The 13,030-nt window shown below is 27.6% G+C and carries 10 protein-coding genes; 3 read left to right on the top strand and 7 right to left on the bottom strand.

The genetic code is table 4. The annotated features are described in order from the left end of the window. Positions 1-247 precede the first annotated feature (247 nt). Positions 248-3,064 (top strand): MIP family Ig-specific serine endopeptidase, encoded by a 2,817-nt coding sequence (locus tag CJJ23_RS03530; RefSeq protein ID WP_095334985.1) that lies wholly within the window; start codon positions 248-250, stop codon positions 3,062-3,064. A 113-nt stretch (positions 3,065-3,177) separates the two neighbouring features. Further along, positions 3,178-3,618 carry a hypothetical protein gene (locus tag CJJ23_RS03535; RefSeq protein WP_095334986.1) on the top strand — a complete coding sequence of 147 codons (441 nt, stop codon included), beginning with the start codon at positions 3,178-3,180 and terminating at the stop codon, positions 3,616-3,618. 12 nt (positions 3,619-3,630) lie between these two features. Here the strand turns inward: CJJ23_RS03535 and CJJ23_RS03540 are convergent, their stop codons facing one another. Together CJJ23_RS03540 and CJJ23_RS03545 are read right to left on the bottom strand one after the other, a co-directional pair. Continuing rightward, positions 3,631-4,239, bottom strand: coding sequence for a hypothetical protein (locus CJJ23_RS03540; protein ID WP_095334987.1), 609 nt, complete (start codon positions 4,237-4,239; stop codon positions 3,631-3,633). Between the two features lie 224 nt (positions 4,240-4,463). Then, positions 4,464-4,676 (bottom strand): hypothetical protein, encoded by a 213-nt coding sequence (locus CJJ23_RS03545; RefSeq protein WP_095334988.1) that lies wholly within the window; start codon positions 4,674-4,676, stop codon positions 4,464-4,466. A gap of 29 nt (positions 4,677-4,705) precedes the next feature. Between CJJ23_RS03545 and CJJ23_RS03550 the strand changes: the two genes are divergently transcribed. Then, positions 4,706-5,866 carry a DNA cytosine methyltransferase gene (locus CJJ23_RS03550; protein WP_095334989.1) on the top strand — a complete coding sequence of 387 codons (1,161 nt, stop codon included), beginning with the start codon at positions 4,706-4,708 and terminating at the stop codon, positions 5,864-5,866. An 83-nt stretch (positions 5,867-5,949) separates the two neighbouring features. On the opposite strand, the gene CJJ23_RS03555 is transcribed toward CJJ23_RS03550, so the two are convergent. The 5 genes from CJJ23_RS03555 to CJJ23_RS03575 form a co-directional block, all read right to left on the bottom strand. Continuing rightward, a complete protein-coding gene (locus tag CJJ23_RS03555; RefSeq protein ID WP_095334990.1) occupies positions 5,950-7,497 on the bottom strand; it encodes an MIP family Ig-specific serine endopeptidase in 1,548 nt (515 codons plus the stop codon). Continuing rightward, positions 7,497-8,459: a hypothetical protein gene (locus CJJ23_RS03560; protein ID WP_095334991.1), complete on the bottom strand. Its 963-nt coding sequence runs from the start codon at positions 8,457-8,459 to the stop codon at positions 7,497-7,499. The genes CJJ23_RS03555 and CJJ23_RS03560 overlap by 1 nt, the downstream gene beginning before the upstream one ends. 44 nt (positions 8,460-8,503) lie before the next feature. Beyond that, positions 8,504-9,496: a DHH family phosphoesterase gene (locus CJJ23_RS03565; protein WP_095334992.1), complete on the bottom strand. Its 993-nt coding sequence runs from the start codon at positions 9,494-9,496 to the stop codon at positions 8,504-8,506. Further along, a complete protein-coding gene (rsmA, locus tag CJJ23_RS03570; protein ID WP_095334993.1) occupies positions 9,483-10,271 on the bottom strand; it encodes a 16S rRNA (adenine(1518)-N(6)/adenine(1519)-N(6))-dimethyltransferase RsmA in 789 nt (262 codons plus the stop codon). The genes CJJ23_RS03565 and rsmA overlap by 14 nt, the downstream gene beginning before the upstream one ends. A 197-nt stretch (positions 10,272-10,468) precedes the next feature. Next, positions 10,469-13,015 carry an ABC transporter substrate-binding protein gene (locus CJJ23_RS03575; protein ID WP_143823633.1) on the bottom strand — a complete coding sequence of 849 codons (2,547 nt, stop codon included), beginning with the start codon at positions 13,013-13,015 and terminating at the stop codon, positions 10,469-10,471. Positions 13,016-13,030: the final 15 nt, after the last annotated feature.

Genomic DNA, 13,030 nt, shown 5'->3' on the forward strand with positions numbered 1-13,030 from the left:
AATAATAAAAATGAACTTTCGAATGAAAGTCCATTAAAATAAAAATGTAAGAGTTGCAGTTATTAGAACACTCTAGGAAATGAAAAAATTTTCATTTTTATTTCACAAAATTAGAAAATTCTTTTTCAGTTTTATTTGATGAAAAACTAGTAATTTGCTTTTATCATAATTTTTTTATAGTGGGTATAAAAAAATTAAAAAAGTCCAATTAAATATCTTTTTTAGCCAATATGTTATACTAAATATCATGAATAAAAAATTATTATTAAAAGTTACTGCTCCTACTCTTTTCCCCTTAGCATCAGTTGTTCTGGTTGCTTGTGCTAATGAACCCCAACCAGAACCTGTAAATAGCGATAAAAATGAAGCAATTGCTTGATATAAGGAAATCAGTTCAACTAATAGTGCTTCATCTACAATCAGCACAAATACTGCGACTTCAATTACAACTATTAATGCTAATTCATTTGCAACAACATTAAAAGCAGCCCCTGCAGGTTTTAATGTGAATTTTTCAATTGTTGCTAATTCTGCAAATGATACATATGGAACCTTAAAAGTTAGAGTTGTATTAGCAAAAGGAACTAATTTTTTTAATACAGATGGAGAAACTAAAACTTCAGTTTCTGAAGCAACTGGTAAAGAAATAACTTTAAGTGGCTTTAAAAAAGTTGACTTATCAACTTTAAATGCTGATCAAAAAACTGCAGTTGATTGGTATAAAAAAGTTAGCGAAACTAATAATGCTTCACAGGTAATCGCTACTAGTTTAGCTTCATCAATTTCAACAATTAATGCCGCTTCTTTTGCAACAAGTTTAGAAACTGCACCTACGGGTTTTAAAGTAGATTTAAAAGTTATAAATCAATCTGCAAGTGATTCTGAAGGAACTTTGAAAGTAAAAGTTGTTTTATCAAAAGGGACCGATTTTTATAATCAAGATGGAACAATTAAAACAACTTTTGATGAAGCTCACGGTAAAGAAATAACTTTAATTGGTTTCAAAAAAGAAGCTAAAGAAAATAATTTAAGAACGGAGTTAAATGACTTATTTTCTAAAAATTCAAATACCTTTTTAGTAAAATTGAATGAAGCAAAAGCAACTGCTACTTTTGATGATCTAACATTTAATAATTTAGGTGAACTAAAAAAATATGTTTATGAAGCTAATTCCATTTTAGATTCTAAATTTAAAATTACAAACGTTGAAATTACATCAATTGATTTTAATAAATTAATTTTTAAATTTAATTTAGATGGTTATGCTGATCAATATGTAATTACTTTAGCAGGATTTTTGGTTAATGATAATACAAGTACTAGTGATAATTTAACTGCTGAGCAAGTTAAATTATATTTAAAACTGAATGCCTTATTTAGTTTAGATTATAAAACTAGCGACAAATTTAATAACACCTATGAAAATAAAAACAGTAAGTTATTAGATTTTTTAAAATCTAAATTCCCTAAATTTAATGAAGCAGTAAATAAATTAACTAATGCCACTTTAAGTCTTGAATCTTTTACAGTTAAGAGCGAAAGATTAGTTAAGGCAAAATTAAAATTAACTGAAGCAAATAATAGTGTAAGTTATGATTTTGATTTTGAATTTGATAAGGATCAAGCAAATCCACTTAATCCAGGAAACCCTGGAGATATTCCAATTCCACCTAATTTTCCACCTACTACAGGAACTAAATTAGAATTACCCCCAACTGAAACTGCACAATCTTCTTTATTAACTGAAGCACAAATCAGACAAAATATTTTTGATAAAACTTTTGCAATTACTTTTTCAGCATCTGCCACTGAAAATCCTAGTGAATTAGTTTATAACTATCCAGTTGGGACTGCATGATTATTGGATTACGCAAAACACGATCTTAGAGATAGCAATAAATATACTTTATTTTTAGCAACAAATGCTCATGTTGCTGAAAGAGCATATAATGCTTTTCCTGATACTTCAGTTGAAGCAAAACAAAAATATAGTGAATTATTTTATGAAAAAAATACAGATATGAAGTGGAAAGGAATTGCTCTAGGTGTTGCTGATAAATCAAAAATGGAATTTAAAAACGATAATTCAGATATCAGTAATCAAGTTAAATTTGTAACGAATGTAACTTATTCTGGCGCAGATACTTCAAGGTACCAAGATATTGGTGACACTGGAATTTCTAATTTAAATACTATTTTTGTAGCAGCTAATTTTCTAGATGAAACATCTAATAGTGAATTAGAAACTGCAGTTAATGAATCTAATGGTTACATCAAAGATTTTGCAGTTATTTCTGTAACAGTTGATTTATCAGTACTTGAAAAAACAGAAGGTAATCCAAAATTATTAGCTGCACATATTAAAAAAGCAATGGAAACACTTGATAAAGAAATTGCTAAATATAAAGGTGAAACTGGTGTTCCTAATTTATACAACAAAAACCTTCCTTTTGTTGATGTAGATCAAGCAAGCATTTATTTAAAAAGTGTAAATGCTAAAAATACTATTAGTGATAAATATAATTCAGTTCTAGCTCATTCATATCCTAATACTAGAAAAATTTATATTTCAGGTTATCCAAGTAATGAAAATATTCAAAGATATATGCAAAATAATCCTCAAGATTCTGATGATGGAATGCTTAACTTTAGAAGTTTTACAAACGGAGCAGAAGTTAACTTTTTAGGTAAAAAATATGCAGGTATTTATACAAATGCTTGATTAGATAATTCTAGTTTATATTTTGGTTCATCAGGATCTTTAGCAATTAATGAATATGGTTTAATTAACGGAATTTATTCAGTTGTATCTGCAAGCGTAGGTATTAATGATGTATCTAAAAGAGGTGGCTTTACTTATTTAGTTCAAGCAGGTGATATTCATTATGAACCTTATTCAGGTACAGGTGCAATTGTTTATGCTCATAATTTAATTGATGGAACTAATAAGGAACTTTATCCAAAACAAACTAAATCATATCGGCAAAATTTACAATATTTAATTAAGCAAAAAGCCATTACAGGCTTTAGTAAAACAGCTCTTTTTGATAAATTAACTGAATAAAATAATTAAATATAAATTAATTAATTTAACTTAATTTTGCAATCAAAATCAAGTTAAAAACATCTGTTTAAAATTAATTCAAACTGCAAAGTTTTAATTATAATTAATTGAAGATGAATAATAAAAAATTAACAAACCTACCTTACATAAAAAAGTTTTTTAATAAAACTTTTTTCTTTATTCTTTTCGGACTAATTGGTTTGGAAATTTTATTATTCATAATTTTATATTTTTCTTTTGTTTCAGCAAGTGTAAAACTAGATATTATTTCTCATATCTATTTTGGAATCTTTGTTGTTTTATTATTACCAAGTATTTTTTATTACATTAGTTTTAAAGCAGTTAGCACTAAAAACTTTAGACAAAAACATAATCGTGAAGTTAAAATTAAAAACACTGATAAGCGTTTAATTGATAGATTTTATATTAATGCAGAACATAATTTTAATAATTATCGCCAAGCCTTAATTAGAGCAAATTATTGATATGCAGCAGTTGTAATTTTACCGATTATAGTTTCCTTAATAATTGCAATTGTGTTTGCCTTGATTTAGAAATGACATTTGCTATTTAAAAATATCTGACAATTTTTCAATTCCAGATTTTTTCAATAAATCTGAAAAGTGTCTTTTACCTATGAAATCAATAATTGATAAGTAATCATTTAAAAATGATTTTTTAGAAAGAACTAAGTTATTATTTTTTCAATTTTCATAAGCAATATTTTTAATATCATCACTAGGGTTATTTAATATTTCCAAAATATTATTTTTGAGATTGTGGATTGTTCAAATAATTCTTGGAAATTCAACATCATTTAATTTTCACTTTCCACCTGCAGTAAAAAAATCTCTGAATGAATTACTATAATAGAAATAATTAGAAATTACAAACTCGTGAGCACGTTCATATGTTGCCCTTTTTGAAGTTATTAAATCTTCTGGAAAAATTAATAATAATTGTGACTTAATTTGGTTTTGAATTTCGTTACTAAGTTTGTTTAATAATGTTGGTTTTACTGATTCTCTAGAATTATCTTGTGAGATAAATCATTTAAAATCAGTTGTATTATTTTTAAAATATTTATGTATAAAATTTATTTTTTCATTATCATCTAGGTTTCTAAAATTTGAATAATCATTTGTATGTCAAAATAAATTATTCTTATTATTCATATCAATTTTAAATCTTGGGCTGTGTGTGACTATTATTGAAGAAGCAACCTTTCAATAGTAATCATATCTAACTAAATAATGATCTTTATTAGGTTCCTTGCTTGCAAATAGTAAATATATTTCTTGATATTGATTATTTGATATACCTTCAAAAACAGAATTACCATTACTGGTTCATGATCCATTATTTCTGCTTTTTAATTCAAGCCCAAAAATTTTGCCATTTACATATAAATCAAAATCTGGAAAATAATGTGATGAGTTAATTTTAAAATCGAAAACATGTTCATTATTAATTTCATTTTTAATTTCCGTTGCAATTCGACTAGCTCTTCAAAACCATTTTTATTGCCTTTGCTAATTAAAAAATTTTTATCAATTGGATCAAGAGATTCGATTTTTTTCTTAAATTTAGTTAAAATATAATTAATGTCCATTTATACTCCTAATGAGAAGGGTTTGCTTTATGTCAGGTAATTATTTTAAAATAAATTATAACACCATTCCAAGTAAAAAAATATTGCTTGATAATCACAGAAATACTTTAAATGTAGTTAGTCTATTCTCTGGTGCAGGTGGAATGGATTTAGGTTTTCGCGGCGACTTTGAATATCTCGATGAATTTTATGAAAGCAATAACTATAATTTAATTTTTGCAAATGATATTTTTGAACAAGCTGCAGATGTTTATGAAGCAAATTTTAATCATAAAGTTGAAAGAAAAGATATTGCTAATTTAGATTTAAATCATGATTTACCTAATTTAGAAGTTGATGTTATACTAGGTGGTTTTCCTTGTCAAACATTTTCTTATTCAGGAAAAAGAGCTGGTATAAGTGATAAAAGAGGGCAACTATATTTACAAATGATTCGCGTAATTGATCATTATCAACCTAAAATATTTGTTGCTGAAAATGTCGATGGAATCAGAAATTCTAAAAAAAATATCAATGGTGAAACAATTGATAAATCTGCGTTAGATATTATTATTGATGAATTTAAAAATCATGGCTATGATGTTAAATATAAGGTTTTAAATGCAGCAGATTATGGCGTTCCACAAAATCGTAAACGTGTCATAATAATCGGATTAAGAAGTGATTTAGGAAAAATTGATGATTCATTTTTTCCTAAAATTACTCACGATGAAACTAGTGAATTAACAGGTAATAAATGAAGAACATCTAAAGATGCAATTGATGATTTATGAAATAAAATTGATGATCCATCAATTTTTAATCATACAAGTAAAGATATTTCAAGAGCTAAGTTTTATCCTAACAAAAAGATGCAAGGTAATAATCGCATTTATGAAAATAAGCCTGCTCCTACGATTAGAGCAGAACATCACGGTAATATCGAAGCACATTATAAAACTTATTTAAAAGATCCTAATGACATGAATGGCTGAAGGCGTTTAAGTGTTAGAGAATGTGCACGGTTACAGTCTTTTCCTGATTCATTTAATTTCAATATAAGTGCTTCAGCAGCTTATAAAGCAATTGGTAATGCAGTTCCACCTTTATTGGCTTGACACATTGCAAGAAGTATTTTTCAGGCATGAAAAAAACTAGGATTAACTGAAAATAAAATGGATAATTCACACAATAAATTAAATAATTTATAAATATAAAATCGAAAATAAAAAAAATACCTTTTTCACTAATTTGGAAAAAGGGTATTTTGTATAAAAGATTTTTTTAAAACTTATTAAGCAATTTTACCTAGTAAATCTGTCTCAATATTTTTACCTTTAAAAATTTTCTCCATGGTTGATTTATAAGAAGTTTTTTGGCCTTCTACACCGCCATAAATAATGTCATAAGCAGGAGTTACATAACCATTATAATCTGCATGAGCATGTCCATCACTTTTTAGTGCAAAAGCAGTATTATTTTCTGATGAAGAAGAACCTAAAGAGTGAATTCCGACAATTTGATTATCCTTATTAGTTATTTTAGATCCAGATGAACCACCTGATAAACCTGAACGAGAAAATGAATAAGTTAAGGCTCAAGTTGTATGAGGAATATCACGATATTCAATTTGTAAGTAAGGTAAGTTTAATAAAATATCACCGATACCTTTTTGTGAATTAAGTTCAAAAGCTGAATAAGCCTTATTTTCATAAAATGAATCACCTAAATTATATTTTTTAATTGCTTCATCTAATTCGGCTTGAGTTCAATTCGGATTGTAAGCGCTTAAATTAGAATCCTTTTCTCCAATTTTTTCTTGATTAATACGTGGTTTTCCATTGGGAAAACCTGCCATGTAAAAATTGTCTTTTAGATCTAAATTTTTATTCTCATTAGTTTTAGTTAAGTAATCTTTATCTAAGAAATTAGCTTGATCCTTGTCTGATCATGTTGCATAATTGCTGGTTGCTTCTTTAGCAATTTCTTCATTTTTAAATTTAACTTCTAAAACAGCAAAATCAATTAATTCTTCAGTTAAATTTTGATTTCAATTTTTAGGCGAATCATCTAAATAATCAATTCCTAAATAAACTATTTTAGGTAAACCATCAAGCAATGCTTCACCATTTTGGTAAACTCCTTCTTTATCGACTACACCACTAGCATAGGCTTTTGCTAGTGAATAATCATCTTCATTAATTTCTGATTTATAAGGAGTAGTTTTATTTGCTTCATCAACTAAATTTCATTTTGTTAAGGAAACTTGTCTAGTTCAAGTAGCATTTGGTTTTTGATAATATTCAAAAACAGGATCTGCTTCTTGATAAGTATTTTTATTATATAAAGCAGCAGCAACATGGACATTGGTTGCAATGTATCAAGTTAAAGGATAAGAATTATCAGTTGTTTTTTGATAATCTAAAATTCAGCCTGTACCTAAAATTACTTGTTTATCATAACGATTTGAATCTTTGTTATATGCTTGATTTTCAAAACGTAAAGCGAAGCTAGTTTGAAAGTTTCTTAAATAATTAGCATTAGGTGCATATCAACCTTGATCAGGAATTAATGATGAATTATCTTGAGGTAATACTAGTGAACCATCATAAAGGGGCATTGATGAAATTGGTCAAATTAATTTATTTTTTGAATTTTGGTCAGGGTTAGGAATCATCACGCGATAACGATCGCTTTTAGCATCTCAATTTCAAGTGGATAAATTATAACCAGTGCCATCAAGTGCATTTAGATTAAAACAACTAACTGCAACAGCAGAAGGGATTACTAAAGTAGCAGCCAATGCTGAAAAAATCATGATTTTTTTAGTTCTTAATTTCATTAGTAAACCACCCTTATTTTAAAATTACGCAAAGTATTAGCAACACCTGGTTCACCTTCTTTTAAGTGAAGTGTTAAATAATAATCAGTATCTGATAGACCCGAAAAAAGACGATAACCTTTTCTCGCTAAAGAAACTTTAAAGGTGTATTTACTTAAATCTTCCTTTTTAAAAGGCGTTGCTTGACCTGATGATGATTCATTTGCTAAAACATTTATACTTGCATTTTCTTCATACAAATATTGACCCTCAAAAATTGAATTGAAGGTTTCTAAGCGTTTATCAACTTCAGTTTCACTTTGATCACTAGAAATTAGATTATCAAATGCGTTCTTTGATATTTCAACTCCATAAAAGATTTTATAATTGCTTTGTCTAAAATTATAAAATGTTTCTTCTTTTGGTAAGTCAACGGTTGGTTTATAAGTAATTGCTTTATCTTCATCCACTAAATCAAAAGCCAACATATATGAATTAAAGTTATAAGATGAATAAGGTTCACCTACTATCTTTTTTACAGCTAGTAAATGATTTTTCTTATTGTTATTACTACTATCTAAAAAAGTTACATGAGAAAATTCTAATGCATTAACAATCTCTTGACTTAAAGCTAATGTTCCTTTTTTATCTTGAAATGTGTTTTCTTCATAGATTCTAATTAACTTATTTACTGCATGATATCTTTCATTTTTCTCGATATCAGTAGTTGCAGGAATTAAAATTGCTCTTAATTCATTAGGATTTAATTGAATCTTTGCATAACCATCTTCTTTTGATGCATTTTTTTCATAAATAGTTCACATGATATCACTATAAACTGGATTATTATCGGCAACTAATTGTCTTCTTAAAATAGGGTTACTTTCCCTTTCAAAAGTACAAGAAACAGCAGTTGCAGTTACAGCCAAACCTGCAACTGTTAAGGATGATAAAAGTAATAATTTCTTAGTTGATTTTTTCATATTGTTATTTTAATTTAAAACCTAAAAAAATAACTTTTATTAGGTTATTTTTTAGAATTTAAATAATCCTCTACTTTTTGGTTTAAGGCTTTTAATAAAAGTGGCTTTTCTACTTCATAATTTTCTAAAGTAGCACCAGCAGCTCAAGCATGACCTCCACCTTTAAATTGTGCAGCAACATCATGAATTTCAGGTCCATTGCTTCTAATTCTTACTCTGTAAGTACCATCTTGATTATCAACAAAAAAGACTCAAACATGATTATCATCAATATTTGCTAGTAAGTTATTGAAATTAGCTGCTTCATTAGGTTTAAAAGAAAATTCTTTTAAGACTTCATCAGTTACACTAAAATGTAAGACTCTTCCATCTTTTTTAAAATTAGAATAAACATAGCCACTGAATTGTAAATCATTAAAAGTTTTCTTATAAAGATTTTCATATAAGTATTGCACATCAAAATTAGTTTTTAATAAAGTTGAACCATAATATTGTGTAGCAACACGATTTTTTGAATACATGTATCTACCTGAATCAGTCATGATTCCTAAATATGTTTTAATTGCTGCTTCAGAGTTAATTTTTAAATTATTGTCAATTGCTAATTGAGCAACTAATTCAGCAGCTGCAGCTGCATCAGGATCATTTCATGAATAATCATATAATTCATTTTCTCCTACTTCATGATGATCAATTCTTGCTCTTTTAGTAAAACGTTTATCTAAAAAAAATTCTGCATTAAAAATTCTTTTAGGATCACTAACATCAACAACTATTGCTAATGAATTTTCAAAATCAAATTTAGTCTGATTATCAAACTTTCAATTTAAAAAATTGAAATTATTTTCATTATCTCCGATGATAAAAACATTTTTTGATGGATAGTTTTCCTTAATAATTTCAGCTAATCCCGCTTGACTTCCTAGGCAATCTCCATCAGGTCTAACATGATGAAAAATAGCAATATTTTTTGCTTCACTAATTGCCTCTAAAATTAATTTACTATTACCGATTATTCTGTGATTATTTACTTGCATTTTTCTCCTTAATAAAATAGTATAAGTTCAGGAATTTATCAACTGATAATGACTGTGCTCTGCTAGTTAAACTGAGATCATTTTGTTGACAAAATAAATCATATTCATTATAATCTAAAACTTCTTTTAAATTATTTCATAATGTTTTTCTTTTAAATTGAAATGCTATTTTTACAACACTTAAGAATTCATTGATGTCAAAAATTTTTGGCAGTTCATTTTTAATTAATTTGATTACCATTGAATCAACTTTAGGAACAGGATTAAAATGATTTGCAGGTACAATTGATACTAATTCAATATCGTATAACATTTGCAAACTAACAGATAATTTGGAATATTCAGAAGTGCTTTCAGTTGCTAAAATTCTTTCACCAACTTCCTTTTGAACCATGATTGTAATTTGTTCGAAAACGCCGTAATTCTCGATGATTTTGAACAATATTTGACTAGTTATATAATAAGGAATGTTAGCCACAATATTATATTTTTGATTAGACTCAAAATTCGCTTCTAAGAAATCTTGATGAATAATTTCAAGGTGATTTTCTAAGACATCTTTTTCAAAAAGATTATTTAAATAAGGTATTAAATCATTATCAATTTCATAAACTTTTAAATGCTTTGCATATTTAATTAACTCTTTAGTTAAAGCACCTTTACCAGGTCCTATTTCTAAAATATTATTAGACTCAAAATCAACACTTTTAATTATTTTATTAATACTTTTTTGCGAGATTAAAAAGTTTTGTCCTAATGATTTTTTTGCTTTCATAATTATAAAAAAACGCCTTCTAAATTATTCAAATTAATGTATATGAATTATTTTATATTTCTTAATTAAAATTATAAATTAAGCCACTCATTTAATTCAATTATTAATTAAATTATTTTTTAAGTTTAAGACAAAGAAAAATTCCCTTTTATGATGAAATTTCTTCCATCAAAAAGGGAATTTATATTTAATAATTTTTACTCCCCTTTTTTAGTTGGTAAACCAGGTAAAGGTGGAAAGTTAAAATCATAAGCGAATTGTAGTGAATAAGTATAAGTATTTGAAACACCACCAATTCGTGATACTTCTCATTCAGTATCGATTTCCATTAAAGGGATTACTGGAGCAGCATCTTTTATAATTTTTTCATAAGATGCAGCAAGAGCAAAGTTTTCTTTTTCAGTTCAACCTTCTGCTTTTTCTGCATCAGTGAATTGATAAGCAAAGAATGAATTTACTCTTTCTTTAAATTGATCATCAGTTTCAAAAATATTATTTCCGTTGGCATCTTTAATTAATTTATGGAATGAAAGTTCTTTGATTTTGTTTCAATGTTTTTCACTAATATCTAATCTTTTTCTAGTTTCTTCTTCAATTGAACCACCTGGATAATTTTCTAGATCGAAGAAGTAATTTTGATAGGTTCATGAACCGGCTGCATTTTGTCTAAATCCAATTGTTTTTTGATCTTCTAAATTAATACCATCAGGAAAAATAAAGGTTTTAATATATGAATCATATTCAGTACCAAAATAGTCAAAGTTAGTATAAGCTAGATCGAATTTTCCTTCAGCTCTAAATTGTTCGTAAACGTTAGCAGGGTAACCCTTAATTTCAATTTCAACAAAACCACCGAAAGCTTTATTAATTAAATCTTGAAAAGCAACCCCTGCTTTAATATGCTGTTCACTTGAATCGTGAACATATTGCATAGTAACTTTTGATACATTTGGATTTTTCTTTTTATATAGATCCATGTAGTATTTAGCTGTTTCCAACGAAAAGTTATTATCTGTTCTATCAACATTTTCAAATGTATAGCCCTTTGCCAAATGATCTTGAAAAGTAAACGATTGAAGTGGATAAGATTTATCGTCTTTCATTTTTACATCAGTATTTTCAAATCACTGTTCAACTGCAATACCATCTGAGGTTTTTGCTTGACCAAAGGCTGTTCAAGTAACAACAGGGAATGAAGTATCAAGTCCAACTAATTTAAGAACATCATTACGGTTAATAGCAAAATAAAGGGCGTTTCTAAAGTCGCTATCTAATAAAGCTTTAACACGGTTAGTGTTATGGTCTAGGTTGAGTTGTAATCCGATTGTTCCAAAACCGTTTTTCTTATGCATTAAACTTCTTTTTGCAGAGTCTGCTCAGAAACGATAAATGTAAGTAGTTGGAATATTAGTTTGGGCAATTAAACCGTCTTCAAATAAAGCAGCTTTAACAGTTTGTTGAGTCTGGAAGAAAATCTTAATACGATTTAGCATTGTTTTTGATGATGAATAATAAGAATCACGTTTCGTTAACATTATATAGCCCCCTTCTCCAAGAAGCATTTCACTTGGATCAAAAGCACCGTTTCAAATAAATGACTCTCTAGAAACACCAAAAAAGTGAATACCGCCAACGCTTTCTATAAATTTACGATTAACTGGCTTCAAGTAATTGTTTGTTAATGAATTATTAAATGTGAAAAAACTAGGAGGGTCAGTTGGTTCAAATTCATAGCGAATTTGTCACTTTGTTTGTGCATATAATGCGAGTGTTCCTGTTACTTCGTTATTTCTGTCTAAAACTCATTTTTGCCTTGGATCGGCATATCGGTTTGTTGGTTTTAGTTCTTGATTAGGTTTAATTGTTTCTACATCAATTATTCCAAAATCACCTGTATAAATCCCTAAACCTAAAACAGCTTGCTTGATTGCCTCGACTTCTTCTTCATCACCTTTGACTTGTGATTCTCATTCAGGTGTTTCGTAAATATTTTCGCGCTCAACTTGTTTTCCATCAACTACTTTTTTACGGTTAAACGGATCGATATAAGGAACTTTATGTTTTTTTACATAATTATTTTGAGCATCAACAATCTTTTGTGCATTTTTAATATTTAAGTTCAAAAAGTCTGTTAAGTATTGGCTCCCTGAATTAATATCTAAAATATATTGAGCAGAATCAATAAAATCTTGTGGTGTTACACTTTCATTATTACCTGGTGCATCTGGGTTGGCAGTGGATCAGGTTGATTGACCATTGTTTGCACGTATTTTCATAGATAAAATGTTATTACCTGTAATTTGAATTGCAATTGCACTTTGGCTTTCTCCAGTAGGTTCTGCAACCCCTGTTGTTAATCCAAAATTATCATAGGGATAGAACGAATTTCCAAATGTAACGTTAGCACCTTCGGGATGTTCATATTTATCTAAATTTTTAACATTAACAGTTTCGGTTCCAATATTTAATTTAGGCATACCACCAATCGCATTTTTTACATCTTCAGTTGGCCCGTTTTTAATAAATCCTTCTATGAAAGTAGGAGTAATTATAAAAGTAGATTTATTTTTAATGTAATTTAAATTATTTAATGGATTTGTTGAAAGACCTAAATCATAAGATAAACCAGTGTTAGTTTTATTACCAGGGTGATTACCACCTTCTGATGTTGAACAAGCAATTAATGTTGTTGCAGCAGCTATTACTGATAAAGAACTAGCACCTAGAATTAATTTATTTTTCATTTTCATAACATCTCT

Origin of the sequence: Mycoplasmopsis agassizii (assembly GCF_002276225.1) — a bacterium.
Taxonomy (GTDB): Bacteria; Bacillota_I; Bacilli_A; order Mycoplasmatales; family Metamycoplasmataceae; genus Mycoplasmopsis_B; species Mycoplasmopsis_B agassizii_A.